General features: G+C 64.3%; 13 protein-coding genes and 1 pseudogene. 6 read left to right on the top strand and 8 right to left on the bottom strand.

Annotated features, from left to right (window positions below; genetic code table 11):
* Window positions 1-9 precede the first annotated feature (9 nt).
* Both VMJ11_RS06485 and VMJ11_RS06480 read right to left on the bottom strand, forming a co-directional pair.
* Window positions 10-5,502 carry a trifunctional serine/threonine-protein kinase/ATP-binding protein/sensor histidine kinase gene (locus VMJ11_RS06485; RefSeq protein WP_325618108.1) on the bottom strand — a complete coding sequence of 1,831 codons (5,493 nt, stop codon included), beginning with the start codon at window positions 5,500-5,502 and terminating at the stop codon, window positions 10-12.
* A gap of 399 nt (window positions 5,503-5,901) precedes the next feature.
* The gene (locus VMJ11_RS06480) at window positions 5,902-6,582 is read right to left on the bottom strand and encodes a type 1 glutamine amidotransferase domain-containing protein (RefSeq protein ID WP_325618106.1); all 681 of its coding nucleotides are present in this window, start codon (window positions 6,580-6,582) and stop codon (window positions 5,902-5,904) included.
* Window positions 6,583-7,511: 929 nt separating this feature from the next.
* Here VMJ11_RS06480 and VMJ11_RS06475 point away from each other — a divergent pair.
* The gene (locus tag VMJ11_RS06475) at window positions 7,512-7,736 is read left to right on the top strand and encodes a hypothetical protein (RefSeq protein WP_325618104.1); all 225 of its coding nucleotides are present in this window, start codon (window positions 7,512-7,514) and stop codon (window positions 7,734-7,736) included.
* A gap of 233 nt (window positions 7,737-7,969) precedes the next feature.
* Here the strand turns inward: VMJ11_RS06475 and VMJ11_RS06470 are convergent, their stop codons facing one another.
* From VMJ11_RS06470 to VMJ11_RS06455, 4 genes are all read right to left on the bottom strand, one after another.
* A complete protein-coding gene (locus tag VMJ11_RS06470) occupies window positions 7,970-8,560 on the bottom strand; it encodes a hypothetical protein (protein ID WP_325618102.1) in 591 nt (196 codons plus the stop codon).
* A 622-nt stretch (window positions 8,561-9,182) separates the two neighbouring features.
* Window positions 9,183-10,439 (bottom strand): citrate synthase, encoded by a 1,257-nt coding sequence (locus VMJ11_RS06465; protein WP_325618100.1) that lies wholly within the window; start codon window positions 10,437-10,439, stop codon window positions 9,183-9,185.
* Between the two features lie 96 nt (window positions 10,440-10,535).
* Window positions 10,536-11,855, bottom strand: a complete 1,320-nt coding sequence (locus VMJ11_RS06460) for an MFS transporter (RefSeq protein ID WP_325618098.1) — start codon at window positions 11,853-11,855, stop codon at window positions 10,536-10,538.
* Between the two features lie 59 nt (window positions 11,856-11,914).
* Window positions 11,915-12,673 (bottom strand): SDR family oxidoreductase, encoded by a 759-nt coding sequence (locus VMJ11_RS06455; RefSeq protein ID WP_325618096.1) that lies wholly within the window; start codon window positions 12,671-12,673, stop codon window positions 11,915-11,917.
* Window positions 12,674-12,997: 324 nt separating this feature from the next.
* Here VMJ11_RS06455 and VMJ11_RS06450 point away from each other — a divergent pair, with 324 nt between their 5' ends.
* Window positions 12,998-13,960, top strand: a complete 963-nt coding sequence (locus tag VMJ11_RS06450; RefSeq protein WP_325618095.1) for a D-glycerate dehydrogenase — start codon at window positions 12,998-13,000, stop codon at window positions 13,958-13,960.
* A gap of 63 nt (window positions 13,961-14,023) precedes the next feature.
* Here VMJ11_RS06450 and VMJ11_RS06445 read toward each other — a convergent pair whose 3' ends face one another.
* Both VMJ11_RS06445 and VMJ11_RS06440 read right to left on the bottom strand, forming a co-directional pair.
* Window positions 14,024-14,293 (bottom strand): hypothetical protein, encoded by a 270-nt coding sequence (locus VMJ11_RS06445; protein WP_325618092.1) that lies wholly within the window; start codon window positions 14,291-14,293, stop codon window positions 14,024-14,026.
* A 458-nt stretch (window positions 14,294-14,751) separates the two neighbouring features.
* Window positions 14,752-15,222, bottom strand: coding sequence for a PRC-barrel domain-containing protein (locus VMJ11_RS06440; RefSeq protein ID WP_325618090.1), 471 nt, complete (start codon window positions 15,220-15,222; stop codon window positions 14,752-14,754).
* Between the two features lie 644 nt (window positions 15,223-15,866).
* Here VMJ11_RS06440 and VMJ11_RS06435 point away from each other — a divergent pair.
* The 4 genes and pseudogenes from VMJ11_RS06435 to VMJ11_RS06420 all read left to right on the top strand — a co-directional run.
* On the top strand, window positions 15,867-17,756 hold the full coding sequence (locus tag VMJ11_RS06435; RefSeq protein WP_325618088.1) for a PAS domain S-box protein: 1,890 nt from the start codon (window positions 15,867-15,869) through the stop codon (window positions 17,754-17,756).
* 385 nt (window positions 17,757-18,141) lie between these two features.
* Window positions 18,142-19,095 (top strand): MurR/RpiR family transcriptional regulator, encoded by a 954-nt coding sequence (locus VMJ11_RS06430; RefSeq protein WP_325618086.1) that lies wholly within the window; start codon window positions 18,142-18,144, stop codon window positions 19,093-19,095.
* On the top strand, window positions 19,092-20,075 hold the full coding sequence (locus tag VMJ11_RS06425) for an isoaspartyl peptidase/L-asparaginase (RefSeq protein WP_325618084.1): 984 nt from the start codon (window positions 19,092-19,094) through the stop codon (window positions 20,073-20,075). Before VMJ11_RS06430 ends, VMJ11_RS06425 begins: the two co-directional genes overlap by 4 nt.
* A gap of 126 nt (window positions 20,076-20,201) precedes the next feature.
* A pseudogene (locus VMJ11_RS06420) lies at window positions 20,202-20,343 on the top strand (M55 family metallopeptidase); the annotation flags it as partial.

Here is a 20,343-nt window from a genome sequence, read left to right as displayed (position 1 = left end):
GAGAAGCCGTCAGGCATCGGCTTGCAGCGGCAGCGTGAACTGGAAGGTGGCGCCGCGTGGCGGGCGCGACGTCACCCATAACCTTCCTCCGTGCCTTTCCACGATCGAGCGGCAGATCGGCAGCCCCATGCCGAGGCCGCTCGGTTTGGTCGTAAAGAACGCCTCGAAAACGCGTTCCTGGTGCCCGGCATCCAGCCCAGGCCCGCAATCCTGCACGGCAACGCAAAGTTCGCTTTCTTCGGTCTTGCTGGTTCGGATCGTGAGCGTTCGTTCGCCGATGTTCGTTGTGCTCATCGCTTCGATGGCATTGATCATCAGATTGAGGATCACCTGCTGCAACTGCACCCGGTCGCCGTATATGCGCGGCAGTCCTTCGACCAACTGAACGATGAGCTCCACCCCCGACTTGCTGGCTTCACCCCGCATGACCGCTATCAATTCATGAATCGTTTCGTTGAGGTCGAGGCTGTCTTTGCGCAACGGCTCTTTCCGGAAGAAGGCGCGGGTCCGGTCGATGATGCCATTGGCGCGCTCGCTAGCCGCGACGATCCGATTGAGCGCCTCGCGCGCTTCGTCGAGATTGGGCGGCCGCGCCGCCAGCCAGCGCAACGCCGCGCTCGCGTAGGCAGCGGTTGCGGTGATCGGCTGCTTCACTTCGTGCGCAATCGATGCCGATAGCTGGCCCATCGTCGCTACGCGGTTCGCGTGCGCCAGCTCCGCCTGCACTTCGCGATAGCGCCGCTCGCTTTGACGCGCTTCTTCCTCCGCCCGCTTGCGCTCGGTCAGGTCGAGCACGAACGCCACGCCTTCATTGCGGCCTGCTTCGAGAGTGGCGAGGCCGACTATGACGGGAACACGGCTGCCGTCCTTCCTGATGTACTCCTTTTCGTAGGGCTGGGCGCGACCCGTCTGCATGGTCTCCGCCAGGGCCCGTTCGCTGCTCTGGCGCCATTCCGCCGGCGTCAGGTCTTTCCAGCACACGCGGCCCGAGAGGACATCCTCGCGGTCGTAGCCGAGCATGCGCAGAAACGCGTCGTTGGCTTCAAGGACCTCACCATTCGCACTCCATACGGTCACGCCGATGATGTTGGCCTCGACGAGGCGCCGGATCCTCGCTTCGCGTTCCGCAAGGTCGCGGTACAAGCGGGCGTTCTCCAGCGAGATCGCCGCCTGCGAGGCCACCAGCTTCAGCACGGAGATGCGCGTGGGGCTGAACACGCGCGCCGTCAGGTTGTTCTCGAGGTAGAGCGCGCCAGTGAGCTTGGCCTGATTCATCAATGGCAGGCACAGAATCGAGCGGGCGTGATGCTGGCGAATGTAGCTATCGTCGGAAAACGGCGCCTCGGCCTGCGCATCGTCGAGAAAGACACTCTCCTGCGTGCGCAGGACGTGATAGAGGATCGACTCCGGCAGCATTGTCGCGCTCACGGGCACGTCGCGTAGCTGCACCTGGGCAGCCGATGTCGCTTCCGCCGCGACACGTTGCTGGCCGCCGGCCGACAGAACGAGCAGACCGCGTTCGGCACCGGCCTGCTCGATGGCCGTCCGCAACACCATATCGATGAGCTTTTCGAGCACGATGTCGCCCGAGGCGGCTTGCGACACCTTGATCACGGTCGCAAGGTCGAGATGTTCGAGCGGTGTTGCGATCGTGGTTGTCGCGCCGGGCGCGGCCTCCCCTGTATTCAGGTCGGGATAGCGCTCCTCGAGTTGCCGCACCTTGCCTTCGGCGCGCCAGCGCAGGTAGCCGTAGCGGGCGTCCTGCAGATACACGCGGGCGATCTTCTCGAAACCGCGCGCCGCGTAAAACCGCGACGCGAGTTCGTTGGCGAGCGCCTCGGTGTGAACGAAGCCACTTTCCTGGGCGAGCTGGATGGCCCGCTCATAAAGGTGCTCGGCATCGACCACGCGGTCTTCGATACGCGCGATCTCGGCACCGACCAGCGTGGCGCGGTCCGCGAAATTCTCCGGGCAGTTTTCTGCCCAGACCTGGAGCTGCCGGTGATGCGCGGCCACGGCGGCCAGGTGCTGCGACCGCTCGCCGGCCGGGGCGGCGTCGCACCACGCGGCCGCAGCCAGCGCGCCATAAAAGCGATATTCGGCTTCCTCGATGAACGACGACGAGGTCCATAGCAGCCGTTGCGCCTGCGCGGCAGCTTCCATGGCCGCAGCATGGTCGCCGGCAAGATAGCGCGCCTGCAATTTCCGTATCCAGTAGTAGCACGCCGGGACCGCCAGGGATGGATTGCCGGACAAGTGGCGTTCGATGCGAAGCTCGCTGAACCGCCCGTCATCGAAGCAGCCGAATGTCGGCGTCAAGCCGCGCAGCATGCGGATCAGCGCGAGTTGCGTGGCAATGAAATCGATCACATGGCCGAACCGCACCTTCTCCGCGAACGCCAGGCCGTGTTCGGCTTCGGCTTGCACCGCGGGCAGCGGGTCGCCCGCGAAGAGCTGATCCGAGTAAAGATTCGTGCACGCGAAGGCCCCATACATGACGTCGCCTATGCGGTTCGCGGCCTCGAACGCCCGGCGCAGCAAATCACGGCCCGCACGCACGTGCTTCATCCAGCGCACCGAAAACAGCTCGAAACACAGATAGGTGTTCGCCTCGAAGCGTCTGAGCCCGCGTTGTTCGACGAGGTCATAGCCGAGCTGGCCGAACCGGAATCCGAGCGGATAGTCGCCGAAACGCGGCCCGGCGACCCTGCTGAGCATGACATAGGCGAAACATGACGCGTCGCAGTTGCCGTGCGAGAGGCTCAAATTGATCGCCTTGCAGGTCATCAGGGCTGCCAGGTTTGCATCCGTCTGCAAGGCCGGGGCGAAGAGCTTGCTCAGCACCTCGGCGGTCGCGAGCGACGCTTCGTCCTCCATGAGCGGCAAATCGATGAGGGTGTCGAACGGCCTGCCCGCCAGCAGCAACCCGATGCGCTTGTATTCGAGCCGCACCTCCTCGTCGTCCGGATGCGGCGACCACTCGATACCGGCATGGCGCAGGTAGTCGAGACACACGGTGACCGCACGGCCGCTCTGATCGAGGGTCGTGCAGACATCCGTGCGCAGGCACGCGACGCTGGCCTGCTCGACCCGCGTCGCGGCGCGCTTCGAGAGCGCCGCGAGGCGCTCGTCGGCGGCCGATAACTGGCCGGTCAGAAACTCGCATGCGGCCCGGTTCAGTTCGAGCGCGAAGGCCAGCTCATGCCGGCGTTCCCAGCAATCGTCGCTGAGGAGTTGCGCACCGGTCACGAGATAGGTGAGCGCCGATGCAAAGGCGGTCGACGCCCTGGCGCGCTGGCCGGCGAGCAGATTGAAGCCGGCCAGTTGCTCGCGTTCGTCCCGTTCGGTGATCAGCGCGGCGCCGCGGTTGAGCTGGCCCGCAATCTCGAAGACCGCCTCCTCCAGCTTTTCGCGAGGCGTTTGCGCGGCGAGCAGCCGGCCGATGCGCAGATGCGTTTCGGAGCGCGAAGCCTCCGGAATCAGCGAATAGGCGGCTTCGTGAACGCGGTCGTGCACGAACGCGTAGGCGCCGTCCAGCCGCTCGACCAGCTCCTGCCGCACGGCCTCCCACAAGACCGTGTGGACTTGAGCTTCGGGCATGTCGAGAACGGTCGCGAGATTGCGCAAGCCGGCGAGGTTGCCGAGGCAGGCGAGCTGCTGCAACGCACGCTGCGCCTCGCCCGGCAGGCGAATCAACTTGCCGGCCATCAGGTCCACGACGTTGTCGGTGTAGACCTTGGCATGGATGCGATCGGGGTCCCAGCACCAGTGGCCCGCTTCATGATCGAAGGCCAGTAAATCCTCGTCGACGAGCGCGTGCAGAAACTGGATGACGAAGAAGGGGTTGCCGGCGGTCTTGTCGTGCACGAGTTGTGCGAGTGCTGCAATACGCTCTGGCTCGCAATGAAGCGCTTCTGTGACCAATTGCCTGATGTGCTCGCTGGCTAGCGGCGTCAGCTTGATTTCGTCGATCCGTACGCCCGCGTTGCGGATGGCCTCGAGCTTGACCACCAGCGGATGCGCGGCATCGACTTCGTTGTCGCGGTAGGCGCCGACCAGCATCAGGTGCCGCAGATCCGATTGGGTCAGCAGGTTCTCGAGCAGGTCGAGCGTCGCCGCGTCGAGCCATTGCAGATCGTCGAGAAAGAGTGCGAGCGGATGTTCCTCGCGGGCGAATACGCCGATGAAGCGCTGGAACACCAGCATGAAACGGCGTTGCGCGAGTTGGGGCGAAAGCTCGGGGACCGGTGGCGGCTCGCCGATGATGAACTTCAGCTCAGGGATGAGGTCGGTCATGAGCTGCGCGTTGGCGCCGAGCGCCTCCAGCAGCGCATCGCGCCAGCTCGCCAGCTCCGTGTCGCGCTTGCCAAGCAGCGGCCGCACCAGGCTCCGAAATGCCTGCACGAGCGTCGAATAGGGAACGTTCCGCTTGTACTGGTCGAACTTGCCGGTCACGAAAAGCCCGCGCGGGGGCACCAGTACCTTGTGAAGCTCATTGACGACCGACGATTTGCCGATGCCGGAATAACCGGAAACCAGCACCAGCTCCGGCGGCCCGTGTTCGACGATTCGATCAAATGCGGCGACGAGCGTGTCGACCTCGTGCTCGCGCCCGTAGAGCTTCTCGGGAATGCGCAGCCGGTCGGGCGTGCCGTGCTTGTCCAGCGGGAAGTCGTCGATGCGGCGCTCACGCTGCCAGTCTTCGAGGCAGCGCTGCAGATCATGTTCGACACCGGCGGCAGTCTGGTAACGTTCCTCGGCGGTCTTGGCAAGCAGCTTCATGACGATGCGCGAGAGCGCATCCGGCACGGACGCCACGCGCGCGCCGGGCGGCACGGGCTTCCTCGCGATATGGCAGTGCATCCATTCCATCGGGTCGGCAGCCGTGAACGGCAGGACTCCAGTCAGCATCTCGTAGAGCGTGACGCCCATCGCATAGAGGTCGCTGCGCGCATCGATCGAGCGATTCATTCGGCCGGTCTGCTCGGGCGCCATATACGCGAGCGTGCCGGCGATGGTCTCGGGCGGCTCGGGCGCCTGCCGCTCGCGCGGCAACCGCGAGGCGAGGCCGAATCCGGTCAGCCGCGCCTGTCCGTCCGCGCAGTTCACCAGAATGTGGGTGGGCTTGAGATCCTTGTGAACGAGGCCGCGCTGGTGAAGCTTGCCCAGTGCCGCGGCGATGCCTGCCGCGAGTTCCAGAAACGTGCCTGTTTCCACCGGCGCGTCGAGTAGCCGCGCGAGCGGCTCACCGCCGGGGTCCTCGAGCACCAGCAACGTGCGGCCGTGTTCGCGCACCAGTTCGAGCGGCCGCACAGCCCACGCCGCGTCGAGCTCGTCCCTCAGGGCGAACTCGTGAGCGAGCCGATCGAGGCTGGCGGGCGACGGATGTTCGACGGGGGGGCGCGCGATCAGAACATCGCGCACCGCGCCCTCGCTCTCACGCCGCTCGCGAGAGAAGACGCGTTCGCCATCGTCCCACAAGATCTGGAGTCTATTGTCCATCGGCGCCGGAACCCTATGCAGGCCTTCAACTGCCGCACTGTGCCGCACGATGCCGTTAGGCCGCCGCCCACCGTTGGGCTGGACGCTACATTCGTCCGCTGTGTCTGGGGAGGGTACCCCTGGGAACGCGAGTGACAACGCGGCATTTCCGCGATTGGCAACACTGCGGAAGCAGGCGTTTCAGGATACACCTCGGCCGCCGTGTTGCCACCGGAAGTGGCTGAAGCGGCCTGAGGAACGCGCCGATACGGCGCAAAAGATACGCGCCTGTAGTCTGATGAAAGGCGGTGGGTCGCGGACCCACGAACTGGTCCGCAGCAGGCTTCGGCTGCGTGCTGCGGGTTGGCTTCGACTAGCGCGTATCAGGCGTGGCGCGGGTGTGGGGCGCGCGCCGGAATGTCAACGGGACTGCAGGACCTTGAGCAGTTCCATTGCAGTCGGGCCGGACGAGGCGGGGTTCTGGCCCGTGATCAGCTGCCCATCGACGATCGCATAGGCCGACCAGTCCGGGCCTTTTTCGTAGAGGCCGCCCAGACGCTTCAATTCATCTTCTACAAGGAACGGCACGACCTTGGTGAGTTGTACGGCTTCCTCTTCGCTGTTGGCAAAGCCCGTGACGCGCTTTCCCTTGACGATGGGCTGCCCGTGATGCGTGACGTTCTTGAAGACCGCGGGCGCGTGACACACGGCGGCAACGGGCTTGCCCGCGTCATAGAACGCTTCGATCAAGGCAATCGAATTCCTGTCATCCACCAGGTCCCACAATGGGCCGTGGCCACCAGGATAGAAGACCGTGTCATAGTCCTTCGAATTTGCTTCGGATAGCTTGATGGTATTGGCGAGCACCTTTTGGGTTGCCGCGTCTTTCTTGAAGCGCTCCATCGACTCAGTCTGGTTGCCCGGATCGTCGCTCTTGGGGTCGATCGGTGGCTGGCCGCCCTTGACCGAAGCCACCGTGACCTGCGCGCCGGCGTCTGCGAAGGCGTAGTAGGGCGCGGTGAACTCTTCAAGCCAGAAGCCGGTCGGCTTGCCGGTGTTTCCCAGTACGTTATGCGAAGTCAAAACCATCAAAATCTTCATCGTCAGTCTCCGTTCGTTGAGACGGGTGCCCGGAGGGGGCATCGGCTGGATGCTCTCGAAATGAATGCCTCGGCTCGGTTGAGACGCTTGAGGCCTTCAACGAAAAATGGCTTGGGCAGCGTGAGCAACCATACTTCGAATGGCGTCGGCAGGCCATACTTCGAAGGGATGCAAGATAGCCGCCCTTCGGTTCAGCGAACCATACCAAGGTATTAGCGAGCGCGGCACGGCCGCATGTGATTGCTGACCGCGCGACGTACGCGGGCCACTCGCATGGATATGCGCCAGAACGACCGCGATCCAGTGGGTTACGCCGCCGTATGAGTTCCGCACGCCTTTTCGGAGCCCCGGTCAGTCGTTCGCACAATGGCTTTCTCAGGTTGGAACCTCTAACCTTGAACTCATGAGTCGGGCAGAACTCGTGATGCCCGGAACGGGCCGTCCTGTTTTTTCCGGGCGCGCTTCGCGCGCAAGACGCTTCCCTGGCCCGCAGTGCGGGCGTGTGGGCCACGGTGTGCGGACTACCGGTAAATTAGAAGGAATCCTTAACAACGTAAGCAATCCGGTAGCTATCTCGATGCGATCCGGTTGCGCGTCGATGCACCTGTTGGACGAGGCGGCTATGTTTTACGTATTGCACAACTGGATATTCGTTGGCAGTCGCCTACGACGAATACACCTTCATCCCGTGGCTCAACAAGAACGTGTATCGACGCACGGTGGACCTGAGTCGCGTTTGCATGTTGTGAATGTTCATGAACGTTAGTGCACGCGAAAAAGCAGGCGACCACGCCAGTCGTTTGAATGCTTCCAGGCAATGGAAGGATCATTCCCGATGCAGGGGGATTCTCCTAATTGCGGTGGACACGTACTCTTGCGCTGTCGGTTCCGGAACCACACTTTTCCTTACTTGAACTAGAGAGACTGAGATGAAACTGCTTTCCGCTGTTCTTATCGCCTGCACGCTGACCGCTAGCGTCGCCGTTCACGCAGAAACTGTCACCCGCACCCCGGCGGATTCTCAACAACTGGCTCAGGCGAATGTGCCGCCTGCCACGAGTTACGAGTCGCAACGTCCGGCTACGAAGACGGACAGGCACGCCGATGAATGCGTCGGCCCGGTGAGTTTCTGCAACCTGTACTTCGGCAGCTAAGTTTGTTTTCGCACGGTCTGGCTCCATTGGAAACCCCGCTGAAAATCCGCCCACTCGATGATTTCGTCCACCCGGGGGGGCCGCGCAATGCGATACCCCCGATCGGCAGCACGGGCCTTCCCGTAACGGAAGCGACGGTGAGCGGCAGGGTGAGGATTTGAGCCGCCAACACAAGATGAACAACGGGATCGACCGCTACAAGATGAGTGGCAGTGGCAACATGCCGCCTGGGTTCAGGCTAGCTTAAGGATAGTGATCGTGCCCTGGAGGCAGCGGGTTTGGTTGTTTTGCGTCTCGGCTACCTTGGAATACCCGAGCCATAGTGGGACGCCCGCACCCCAACCAAGAGTGGTTCCAGTGAGACTGATCGAACCGAGATTCGATGCGCCCTGTGTGGATACGGCCGGGCTCGGCCAGGACTGGACGGCGTATTGATATACGCCTGGCCACGCGTAATTCATCCCGATAGCCAGCATCACCTGTGCGGGAATCTGGAACGTATCGCTACCGTCGGGAGAAATGATATGTGCATAGCCATAGGCTTGATACACCCCATTTTGACCGAGCGTGACCGTGCCGTCAGTGTTGGCGGTGTATGAAAAGCCATTGAAAGGGCGTGCGCCAATTCGACAGTCCACTTGATAGTAATTGCCGTAGTCTATGCCGCGCCCATTGTTTGGCTGCTGCGAATGTCCAAGTTCGATGGTTAGGCCCGGAAGGCCGGAGCTGGCCGATTGGGCATGACTGTCTTTGCTGCTGGGCGCAAGCCCCATTGCCAACGGGATAGCGGAATTGGCGACGAATTTTCTGCGACCGTTTTCCATGCGTGTCCTCAAGGGTGTTTGGTAGAAATCTGATTGGCGCTGGAACTGCCGAATGGAGGCCAATCTCTCCGATGGCGCTCCGCTGAGAGTCTATTTCGTGCACAGCGATGGCCAAAATCATAGTATTCCTAAATAATCTATCGACCGACCTCACGCGTGCGAGCGTAATGCTTCGTCCTTCTGGTTTCGAATATGCAAGGTGCATGTCCAGATGGCGCAACGCCTCGACGGCGTGCGAGGACGTCCCATTGACCGGCTCGTTGATGGACTTGAGTCCCTTCGTTGGTATCGGGGCCGCCCGCTTGTGCACGTAGCCGCGAGGCAGCCCACGCTGGCAATCCGTATCGTGTGCGCGCGGTCGATCATGCAGCCGTGGGAGCGGTTCAGGAGCTTCGCCACGGCGGCTTGAGTCGGGCGAAACGGTTCGTCGCGGGGGAGCGCGTGTATCAGGTAATGCTTCGAGAACGGTGCGGAGTGGGTCCTGTTGTTCCCCACGTGGACCGGCGCCGACAACCAGGGGAATCGAAGCACGGGCCGGAAGGCATCCAGCGATTGCAGTTTGCCCCATGAAAAATAGGGCGATTCAACGAAGTCTCAATTCGGCCGCGTCAGCGTGGCCGTTTCAGCGCCCCACAGACTTGAAAAGCCGGTTCTTTTCGAGCGTCGCCGCATCGGGCGTCTTGTCGTTGTCTTCCGTGGCCGCGGCCAAGTGGGCGTCTTCTAGCGCGGGCCCAGTGTAGCGGCCTCGCGGCCGGATGACCTTGCCCACCCTGAGCTGCTCGATGCAATGCGCGAGCAGTCCCACACTGCGCGCCGTGGCGAACAGCGCGAAGGAAGCGTCGCGCGGCAGCTTCAACTGCGCCGCGAGCGTGGCGATCGCGACATCGATATTCGGCCGAAGTCCCGTGAGCGCCACGACCTTTTCGATGAATGAGGCGAGTTCCGCGGGCGGGTCCAGCACTTCGAGCAACGCGTCCGCGCGCGGATCGCCGTCCGGATACAGATGGTGTCCAAACCCCGGAATCGGAATGGCCGACTGCAGATGGTGCGCCACGACGTGCTGTGCGCCAAGTCTGCCCACGTCATCGAACACGGCGCGCACGCGGCCCGATGCGTCGCCGTGCAGCGGGCCCGAGAGCGTGGAGAGTCCCGTGAGCAGGCAGCCCGGTAGCGATGCGCCGGTCGACGCCGTGATTCTCGCCGCGAATGCCGAGCTCGTGATCTCGTGATCGGCCACGAGCACCATCGCCCGGCGGATCAGCTCGGCGGCCTCGCTGCCCTGGCCCCAGCCGAGCGCGAGCCGTTCGTGAACGGGCTGTGCCGCGCTGCCGACACGAGCATCGCAGCGTGCGCCGAATGCATGCGCGATGACCGCCACGAGCCGTCCGGCCTCGACATGCAACGCATGGTCGGTGCGCCCCAGCGTGGAGTGACCGCAGGCGGCGAGCGCCGCGAGCGATGTGAACGCACTTTGCCGACCGCGCTCGTCGCCCTGCAAGGGCACGTCCGCGGCTTCGAACGTGACGTTGGCGCGCGCATTCCAGAGCAGGGTGGCCACGTCTTCGAGCGTCGCCGTTTGCGCAAGGCGAATGCTGTCCCGGCCCCGGTAATACAGGCGGCCCTTCGAGAAGGTGGTGATGCCGCTGTAGATGCAAGGCTCCGCGCCGAAGATCGTACCGGCGGCGAGCGCCTCGCGCTTGCGGCCCACCTGCTTCTTGCGGCACAGGCCGGCGACATCTTCGGCGCGGTAGAGGCTCTTTCGCGGGTCTTGCGGGTCGGGCATGACGGCGATATTGCCCCGGCTTGCGTACGCGTAGACGGTCTGCGCTTGCACGCCGAGTTGTCGAGCGGCTTCGACCAGGGTGATCCAGTTTGGCATGGCGTGGCGGGCAAGGCGCTAGGGGTGTGGAGCGTCAATATTGAAGGCTTTTCACCGAAAAGTCATCCAGGCGCCCGCGCCGCAAGAGAGTGAGTGTCAGAGTTCGATACGCGAGAGCTTGCCGAGCAGCACCGAATACGAGAGCGTGCCGAGCAGGCAGATCGCGCCCATCAGGTTGAGGGCCCAGTAGAAGTGGCCGGTGTGCTGCGTGATGTAGCCGATCATGAGCGGCGTGGTGACTCCCGCAATGTTGGCCGCGAGGCTCGTGATGCTGCTGGTGAGGCCGACATACTGCCGGGGCGCGATTTCGGAAACGGCGGCCCACGACATGGAACCGATGCCCTGGGCGAAGAACGCGATGGTGAGGATGGCGATCACGACCTCGTTCGACTCGACGAAGTTCACGAGCACGATGGAAGCGCCGAGCAAGGTGCCGATGATGAGCGGCGCCTTGCGCGCGGCCGAGATCGACACGCCGCGCCGGATGAAGAAGTCCGAGAGGAAGCCCGCGGCGAGAATGCCGACTGTCGCGCCGAGGAAAGGCATGGCCTGGAAAATGCCCACCTTGATCATCGACATGTGACGCGCTTCGATCAGATAGGTCATGAACCACGTGGTGAAGAAAACGAGCAGCGTGTTGTTGCAGAACTTGCCGAGGCAGAGTGCGAGGATCTGGCGGTAGCTCAGCAGCTTGAGCGCCATGCGCCAGTCGAACTTCTCGCGCGGCTTGCGCGAGGCGGCCGTGGCGCCTTCGTTGATGTACTGCAGTTCGGCGGCATTCACCGAGGGGTGCTTGTGCGGATCGCGGTACACGCGGAACCAGATCATGCTGAAGAGCAGGCCGAAGCCGCCCGTCACGAAAAACACCGTACGCCATCCGTAGGCTGCGGATATCCACAACAGCAGACCGGTGAAGAGGGGCGTGCCCACGTATTGCCCCATTACGTACACACTCGTTGCAAAGCCGCGTTCCTGCACGGGGAACCACAGCGTCACGGCGCGCGTGTTCGAAGGGAAGGCCGGGGCTTCGAGCGCGCCCATCGTGAGGCGCGAGCCGAGCAGCATGTGATAGCCGCTCGCGAGGCCTTGCGTGAGCGTCGCAATCGACCAGCCGACGAGCGAGAGTGCGTAGGCCACGCGCGAGCCGAGCACGTCGGTGAGGATGCCGCCCGGCAACAGGGCGATCGAATAGGCGAGACCGAACGCCGCGAATAGCTCGCCCATCTGCATCCTGGTGAGCGCGAGGTCCTTCGACAGACCCGGCGCGACGATGCCGAGCGCCGAGCGGTCGACGAAGTTGAGCACGGTGGCCACGAGCAGCATCGAGAGCACGACGTATCGCACCCTGGAGCGTTTCGCGCTTTCGGCGTAGGCCGCGGGCTGCGCGGGCAACGCATGTTCCTCTACGACTTTCATCGGTGTCTCCGTATCAGTTCGATGGACTGTTTTTTATTATTGTGGGCAGCAATGCTGCGCTATCCGCGGCCAACGAAGGGCATCGCGCTCGCCATGATGGTCATGTTAAGCACATTGGCTTCGAGTGGGAGGCTCGCCATGTGCACGACCGCATTCGCCACGTGTGCGACGTCCATCCGCGCTTCGGGTGCGATGCGCCCGTCGGCCTGGAGGACGCCTTTGTTCATGCGCTCGGTGAGCGGCGTGACGGCGTTGCCGATGTCGATCTGGCTGCACGCGATGTTGTACGCGCGGCCGTCCAGCGCGATCGATTTCGTGATGCCGGTCACGGCGTGTTTCGTCGCCGAGTAGGCGATCGTATGCGGCCGTGGCGAATGCGCGGAGATCGAGCCGTTGTTGATGATGCGGCCGCCTTGCGGAGTCTGCGCCTTCATCAGACGATACGCCGCGCGCGCGCACAGGAAGACGCCGGTGAGATTGGTGGCGACGACATCGTTCCAGAAGTCGACCTCGTAGTCTTCCAGCGGCACGGCCCCCGCGTTGCGGCCCGCGTTGTTGAACAGCACGTCGAGGCGGCCGAACGTTTGCGAGATTTGCGAGAACGCGTGCTCGACCGATGCCGCATCGGCCACGTCGGCCGGGAACGTATGGGCTTCGCCGCCCGCATTGCCGATGATCTCCCTTGTGTCCAGCAGCGGCTCGATTCTGCGTCCGAGCAGCGCGACGGTGAATCCTGCATGGGCGAGCGCCACGGCGGCGGCGCGGCCAATGCCGGAGCCCGCTCCCGTTACTGCTGCAAACTTCTTCGATGCTGACATTTCCCTTCCTCTCGACGATTCCATGGGTCACGGGAAAAGAATTGCACTCGCATGAGGCGCGCAGCAATCTTGATTCGTTGAATCAACATCCGTGGCCTTGATGGCCGGGCGCCGCATCAGGGTTTTCCTGATACGCCGGACGCGCGCAGCGGCGCGGGAAAGGGATGATTGGGCCGCGCAGCAGCGCGCGCCGGCGTTCAAAGCGAATACGCCGGGAATACAGGGCCAAAGCGTTTGCTTGAAGTTGATTCGGCGAATCAACATTGACCGGACCGCAGGCGCTTTCGTAGTCTCTCGACGTCTGCCGAACCCAAGGAAAACACCATGCCGGAAAATCATCGCACCAGGCTGTTGATTGCGCGAAAGGTGCCCACTGCCGTGGCGAATCGCGCCGTAGCCGAATTCCACGCCTTCGTAACCGACGCCGATATGGACGCGTGGTCCGTGGTCGACTTCTGCAAGCAGCACGAGGTGCCGGCCGTGCTAGTCGGAAAGAAGTCGGGCCTGCAGGCGGAGCACATCGCCGCGCTGCCTGCGTCGGTCAGGATCATTGCGAACGCGAGCGCGGGCGTCGATCACATGGATGTGGCCTTTGCGCGCGAGCGCGGCATCGTCGTCACGAACGCACCCGATGCGCTGACCGAATGCACGGCCGACTTTTCCATGCTGCTCGTGCTGGCCGCCTGCCGGCGTGCATCGGAGTACGAACGGATCATGCGCGACGGATGGGGTAAATCGTTCGGCATGACCGCAATGCTCGGCACGCGCGTGAACGGCAAGACGCTCGGCATTATGGGTTTCGGGCGCATTGGCCGGGCGGTGGCGCGGCGCGCGCAGGGGTTCGGCATGCGCGTGATCTACACCGACATGCATCGCGCGGCGCCCGCAGTTGAAAACGGTGCGACGTTCTACGCGAGTTTCGAAGCGATGCTGCCGCATTGCGAGGTGCTCACGCTGCACGTGCCGGGCGGCGGCGCGCCCTTGATGACGAAAAAGGAGTTCGGACTCCTACCGAAGGGCGCGGTTTTCGTCAATGCGGCGCGCGGCGGCCTCGTGGACGAAGACGCCCTGTACGAGGCCTTGACCTCGGGGCATCTGTTCGCCGCGGGCCTCGACGTATATCGGAACGAGCCCAATGTGGACCCACGCTTCGCGAGCCTCGACAACGTGTTTCTCACACCGCACATGGCGAGCGCCACGGTGGAAACACGTGACCAGATGGGCTTCACGGCGCTGGATAACGTCGTGGCCGTGCTGGATGGGCGGCCCGCGTTGAACCCGGTTTGAATCGCGGTTGAAATGGATTTGAGGTGGGTCTGCGGCGGGGGTGTTGCGGGCCGGCGCCGCGTATCAACTGCGTCCCGAATGCCGCAAGCGCTTGAGCACGAGCACGCAGAGCGCGGGCAAATGGACGACGCCCATGCCGCTCGCCACCACCACCCACGGCGGCGCGGCCGGCCCGGACAGCATCGCGCTGACCACGCCGAAGCCAAGGCCCGCCGCCAGCAGCGTGGCGTGGGCCGCGAGGCGCTTCGGACCCCTGGCCGTGAAGCGCGGGAGGTGCGCATGGACATACACCACGATCAGCAAGGCGACGGTGGCAATGGCGGGAAACAGCATGTTCGAATCCTCGGGTCCAACGATGACGGGAGTCTTCGACTGTAGTGGAGGATTGCCGTTACGTCGATGGCTGCCGGCAACGGCCGGCCGGCGAACCTCGTGCGCTAGTGGACGAGCCTCAGCACCAGACCACGCTTTCATAGGCAACCGTGCGGCGATAGACGCTCCTGCCGCGCCAGGTCGAAAACTCCATATACGCGCATTCCAGCACCAGAATCCAGTTCGTGACTCGCATCGCCGCCCCCGTTGTTCGTTCGACCGCGAAGCCAGTCTACGGGGCATGGTTGCGTGGCAATGCGGCGAGCAGGGCGCGATATCGCGTCCAGTTCGCCGCATTGCCGGGGCACGGCGTAGGGCGCTGGCCGCAGCATGGAAGTCGGGCGCCGACAGCACGTACCTTGCGCCAATCGCCGCGGATCGCCTGGCATCGCCTGGCGTCGGAGCCCAGCCCGCGTGCATCAGCCCAGATCGTCGCGACGCGGCGTGACGGGTTCGACGGCGGCCCAATAAGGCTCGGCGCCGTAATACGCGTGCAGCGTGCTGCCCCAGGTGGCGTCGGCCATGGCGGGCCAGCTGTCCTTGTCGAAGCCCGGCGCTTCCTTCACGCGTTCGGACGAGACATTGAGCAGAAAACACTTGCGGCTCGTATCGAGCATCAGCGCGTTCCAGGGAATGGCGAGCAGCTTGTCGCCGATGCCGAGAAATCCGCCGCTCGACATCACCACGTAGGCCACGCGCCCGCTTTGCACGTCGAGCATGATCTCCTTGATCTTGCCGACTTCTTCGCCATCGGAGCTGAGCACGCGATCGCTGTCGAGGGTGCTGGCGGCCATGACGTCGGGGCCCGGCCCCGGGGCGCTCACGCGGCCCTTGCCGACGATGCGCGCGCCATTGCCCCTGGGCATGGGAGGAGGAGGGAAGGTGGGCATGAGGGTCTCCTTGATGGAGGGAACGACATTGAGCCAGGCCAGACAACGACGGTTCCCGTTTCCCGTTGCCGGCGATGCCGCAGCGGTTCTGGCCGCATGCCTGCGATACAGCAAACGGCGTACCGCAGCGCGCCGACGTTTTTGTCGTTGCGTTGCTCGCGTGCACCAGCGCGCGGCGCATTGAGGCGCTGTCGCCAACTCGAAAGGCAGCACGCGTAAGGGCGTCAGTGCGCAGCGCAAATCGAGCTCGTCTTCCGGAAAAGCGTCCTCATGTGAGTGGACTGAGGTCACGGAATGGAACGAACGTTCATATGCAATTGCATTTACTTCGCATAACGAATCAAAAGATGGCCGACGAAAATTAGGGATTGGATGTGAATCCCCCTTCACACGGGGCTTGCCCAGCAACGCTGGGCGGCCGCGGCGGCAATCGGCGTAGTGGAAAAGCGCGCGAAGTGCACGATCGTGCGCTTCGCGCGGGTCGCCCGCATACGCGAAATGCCTGATCAGGACTTCTCACCGAGCCTCGTCCGTGCGAGTATTGCGCGCTTCAGTTTTTGCCGCGCATTGCCGATAACCCGCTTCAGGCGCGCCGTTGCGGCAAGCGCCGCGCAACCGTTTCCGTTCTGGCTTGAACTCACGCGATGATCACTGCTCCGCTTCCTCTGGACGAGGATGCTCGCCTCAGGGCGTTGCAGCAACTCGACATACTCGATACCGGTCCTGAAGAGGCGTTCGACCGTATCGCGCGGCTCGCCGCGTTCGCGTTCGAGGTGCCGATCGCACTGATCTCGCTCGTCGACGAAGACCGCCAGTGGTTCAAGTCGCATCACGGGCTCGCGGCCTGCGAAACGCCGCGCAGCATGTCGTTCTGCGCGCACGCCGTGTTGAGCAAGTGCTTGCTCGTGGTCGAGGACGCGCTCGACGACGAGCGGTTCTTCGACAATCCGCTCGTGACGCAAGCGCCGAACATCCGCTTCTATGCGGGCTCGCCGCTGCGCCTCGCCGATGGCCAGGTGGTCGGCACGCTGTGCCTGATCGATACGAAGCCGCGCGCGTTCGACGAGGCCGAGGGCGCCATGCTCGCGGATTTCGCGCGTCTCGTGGAGCGCGAGCTGGAACTGCGCCAGCAGCTGATCCGCGCGCGCACGGCGCACGAACGCGACCGTCGCTCGCTCGCGGTCAGCGAGGCGCGCTTTCGAACGGTGTTCGAGCAGACGCCCATCGGCAAAGCCGTGGTCGATCTCGACGGCCGCTTTCTCGACGTGAACCAGAAGTTCTCGGAGATCACCGGCTATGACGAGAGCGAGTTGCGCAAGCGCACGTTCGCTTCGGTCACGCATCCGGCCGATATCGCCGCCGATCTCGCGCTCGCGTCCGAACTGATCGCGGGCCGGCAGGTGTCGTACGGGATCGAGAAGCGCTATCTGCGCCCCGACGGCACGGCGGTATGGGTCAATCTCGCCGTTTCGCTCGTCCGCGACGTGTCGGGCACGCCGCTGCATTTCATCGCGGCCGTGCAGGACATCGGCGGTCGCAAGAAGAGCGAGGAGGCGCTGCGCAACTATCACGTCGAGCTCGAGGAACGCGTGCGCGAGCGCACGGCGGAGCTGCGCCGCAGCCGCGACGCGCTGCAGACCATCACCGACAATCTGCCCGCGCTGATCGCCATGGTCGATCGCAACCTCTGCTATCAGTTCAACAACGAGGCGTTCCAGAGCGTCTTCGCCGCCGACCCGGCGACGCTGCGTGGGCGCAGCCTGCGCGAGTCGCTGGGGCCGGAGCTGTTCGAGCAGATGGAGCCGCTTTTTACGCGCGCGCTGGCCGGCGAACGCGTGACCTGCGACGAGGTGCGCTACGTGGCCGACACGGAGCGCGTGTGGCAGGCCACTTACATTCCCGCCGAGCGCGACGGCAAGGTAACGGGCTTCTACGTGATGTCGCACGACGTGACCGAGCAGCGCCGCACCGAACAGCGCTTGCGCGAGAGCGCGCTCGTCGACCCGCTCACGGGGCTCGCGAACCGTCGCGCGTTGCAGGAGTCGCTGGGTGAACTGCGCGCGGGCGGCGACCCGTTCGCGCTTTTCTTCATCGACATGGACGGCTTCAAGGCCATCAACGACCGCTACGGCCACGACACGGGCGACACCCTGCTCAAGGAGGTCGCGCGCCGGCTCACGGCCACCGTGCGTACGGGCGATGTGGTGAGCCGCCTTGGCGGCGACGAATTCGTCGTGGCGAGCCACGGCGTGAACGATGCGCGCACCGGGGAGCGCATCGCGGCGGCCATCTGCCGGGAGGTGTCCAGGCCGCTCGTCGTGGCCGGTCGCGTGATCAAGACGAGCGCGAGCGTGGGCGTCGTGCTGACTGGAGCTGCGGGCGCCGCGGGGGCAGCGGGTGCAGCGAGCGTGGCGCTGCCGGCCGAGGCGGAGGGCGAGGCGCTGGCCGACGACCCGCTTTGTCTCGCCGACGCCGCGATGTACGAAGCCAAGCGCGCGGGGCGCAACACCTGGCGCGTCGCGTCGGGCGCATGAGGCCTTTTGACGCTGCTGCCTGCGTAATGCAGCGGACGTGATGTTCCTTTATCGCCGTTAGCACCTTGCTGACGGCAAGCGTGACTCAGTAACGCATCTTCTTTACCGGGGGAGACCGCGCCTTGTCGTGGGCGGGCAATCCTCTCGATCCTGGCCGCTTTGGCCGGCTTCTTCATTCAAAACCTTTGTAACGCCTTCCGGGCCCGGTGCTTCGCGCTTTGTCGCGTGCGCAGGCGTGACATGCCAGCGTTCGGGTTTGCGCGCAATCTGGCACCTGATATATCTCATTCAGGGGAAACCCTCAGTTATCTGAAAATAAATTTTCAAGATAATCGTTCCATGTAATTCAATTTACTCTTTCATTACTCTTACGCTGACCCATCGCATGGCAAACCGACCGTCCAGCCCCGACACCGCCGAAGCCGAGATCGTCGCGCGCATCGCCGCCGCGATGCCCGATCTCACGCCAGGGCACCGGCGCATGGCCGAATACGTGCTCGCGAACCTGTTCCATGCCGCCACCATGCGCATCGACGAACTGGCCAGCGCGGTGGGCGCTTCGGTGGCCACGGCCAACCGGTTTGCGCGCGCGCTCGGGTTCGACGGGTATCCGCAGTTTCGCGAGGCGCTCGTGCGCGGCTTCGAGGCCACGCTCGCGCCGGTGGAGCGCCTGCGCAGCGCGCAAGAGTCGCCCGCGAGCGGCGCGGAACCGTTCGGCGCTTCGCTTGAGCAGGCCGAACTGAACCTGAGGTCGTCGCGCCAGTCGATCGACAGCGCCGCAGCCACCGCGGCCGTCGAAGCCATTCTCTCGGCGCGCCGCGTGTTTCTGATCGGCTCCGGCACCAGCGCATTTCTCGCCGGGTTGATGGAGAACTCGCTGTTGCCGTATCTGGACAACGTGCAGGCGCTCAACGCGATCGGCGGGCCCACGCACGCGGCGCGACGCCTCTTTGGCGTGAACCGCGACGATCTCGTGATCGGCATCGCCTTCCCGCGTTACGTGGACGACACGATCAAGCTCACGCGCCACGCCGCGAACCAGGGCGCGCGCGTGCTCGCGCTGACCGACAGCGCCGATTCGCCGCTCGCGCGCATTGCCGACCTCACGCTGCTGATTCGCTCCGAGCGGCGTCTCGCCGCGAACTCCGAGGCTGCCGTGCTGGCCGTCATCGAAGCGCTTTGCGATGCCGTTGCGTTGCGCACGAAACATTCCGTCGAAGCCGCGGCGGCCATCACCGAATCGGTGCTGCCGTGGCTTTCTTCGACTGCCACGCCGTCCACCCGGCACGCGCCTGTCGAGCCTTCGAACCCGTCTTCCCAAACGAAAAAGAAGTCATGAAATCCAACGCAGTCATCGCCATTCACGGCGGCGCCGGCACGATCCTGCGTGCCTCGATGGCGCCCGAAGTCGAAGCCCAGTATCTCGAAGCGCTGCGCCGCGTGCTCGCGGCCGGCCAGCGCGTTTTGGCCGAAGGCGGCAGCGCGCTCGACGCGGTTCAGGAGGCAGTGCGCCTGCTCGAAGACTGCCCGTTCTTCAACGCGGGCCACGGCTCGGTCTTCACGGCCGCAGGCACGCACGAGCTCGACGCTTCGATCATGGACGGCCGCACGCTCGAAGCGGGCGCGGTATGCTGCGTGAAACGCGTGCGTAACCCGGTGCTGGCGGCGCGCCGCGTGCTCGAGCACAGCGAGCACGTGCTCTTCACCGGCGAAGGCGCGGAAGCGTTCGCGGCAGCGCAGGGCCTCGAATTCGTCGAGCCCGGCTATTTCCATACCGACGCGCGTTACCGCCAGTGGCAGCTTGCACGCGGCGAGGCGCGCGCGATGCTCGACCACGACGGCGCGACGCTCGCGGCAAAGGCGGAGCAGGAAAGCCTGCCGCACGAGCCGATCGACCCGAACCGCAAGTTCGGCACGGTGGGCGCGGTGGCGCTCGACACTCACGGCCACCTGGCGGCGGCGACGTCGACGGGCGGCATCACGAACAAGCAGGTGGGCCGCGTGGGCGACGCCCCGCTGATCGGCGCGGGCTGCTACGCCGACGACGCCACCTGCGCCGTTTCCACCACGGGCTCGGGCGAGATGTTCATGCGCATGGTCGCCGCTTACGACGTGGCCGCGCAGATGAAGTATCGCGGCGTGTCGCTCGCCGAAGCGGCAACGAATGTCGTGATGGAGCAACTGCCGCGCATCGACGGCCGCGGTGGCCTCGTCGCCGTGGACGCGCAAGGCAATGTCGTCCTGCCGTTCAATACCGAAGGCATGTATCGCGGTTACGCACGCGTGGGCGAAGCGCCCATTGCGTCGATCTACGCTTGAGCGGCGCATCGCTTTGCACTTTAAACGAAGGAGTCCTCATCGTACAGATGTCCTCGCTCTCTCCTGAAATCGCGGCTACGTCAGCCGGCGCGCCGCCGGCGAGCCGCGTGATCGAAGTCCGCGATCTTGCTCGCGCACACGATCAATAGCTTTGCGTTCGCACGCGTGCTCGTGGATGGCACGGATACTGGCGAAGCGGGATTGTATGGCGCGCTGGCAAACGAGTATGGCGCGCGCGTGGCGCTGCTGAGCGGCGATGACGTGTTCG

The sequence above is a fragment of the Paraburkholderia sp. genome (genome assembly GCF_035501035.1).
Classification (GTDB): domain Bacteria; phylum Pseudomonadota; class Gammaproteobacteria; order Burkholderiales; family Burkholderiaceae; genus Paraburkholderia.
Note: the sequence above shows the minus strand (reverse complement) of the source record. Positions and strands in the feature narration are given on the sequence as shown.

Bases quoted from the DNA above. Each gene is read 5' to 3' on its own strand.
- VMJ11_RS06425 (WP_325618084.1), top strand. From the start codon at position 19,092: ATGAAATCCAACGCAGTCATCGCCATTCACGGCGGCGCCGGCACGATC.
- VMJ11_RS06455 (WP_325618096.1), bottom strand. From the start codon at position 12,673: ATGTCAGCATCGAAGAAGTTTGCAGCAGTAACGGGAGCGGGCTCCGGC.
- VMJ11_RS06480 (WP_325618106.1), bottom strand. From the start codon at position 6,582: ATGAAGATTTTGATGGTTTTGACTTCGCATAACGTACTGGGAAACACC.
- VMJ11_RS06450 (WP_325618095.1), top strand. From the start codon at position 12,998: ATGCCGGAAAATCATCGCACCAGGCTGTTGATTGCGCGAAAGGTGCCC.
- VMJ11_RS06485 (WP_325618108.1), bottom strand. From the start codon at position 5,502: ATGGACAATAGACTCCAGATCTTGTGGGACGATGGCGAACGCGTCTTC.
- VMJ11_RS06445 (WP_325618092.1), bottom strand. From the start codon at position 14,293: ATGCTGTTTCCCGCCATTGCCACCGTCGCCTTGCTGATCGTGGTGTAT.
- VMJ11_RS06430 (WP_325618086.1), top strand. From the start codon at position 18,142: ATGGCAAACCGACCGTCCAGCCCCGACACCGCCGAAGCCGAGATCGTC.
- VMJ11_RS06465 (WP_325618100.1), bottom strand. From the start codon at position 10,439: ATGCCAAACTGGATCACCCTGGTCGAAGCCGCTCGACAACTCGGCGTG.
- VMJ11_RS06475 (WP_325618104.1), top strand. From the start codon at position 7,512: ATGAAACTGCTTTCCGCTGTTCTTATCGCCTGCACGCTGACCGCTAGC.
- VMJ11_RS06435 (WP_325618088.1), top strand. From the start codon at position 15,867: ATGATCACTGCTCCGCTTCCTCTGGACGAGGATGCTCGCCTCAGGGCG.
- VMJ11_RS06460 (WP_325618098.1), bottom strand. From the start codon at position 11,855: ATGAAAGTCGTAGAGGAACATGCGTTGCCCGCGCAGCCCGCGGCCTAC.
- VMJ11_RS06440 (WP_325618090.1), bottom strand. From the start codon at position 15,222: ATGCCCACCTTCCCTCCTCCTCCCATGCCCAGGGGCAATGGCGCGCGC.
- VMJ11_RS06470 (WP_325618102.1), bottom strand. From the start codon at position 8,560: ATGGAAAACGGTCGCAGAAAATTCGTCGCCAATTCCGCTATCCCGTTG.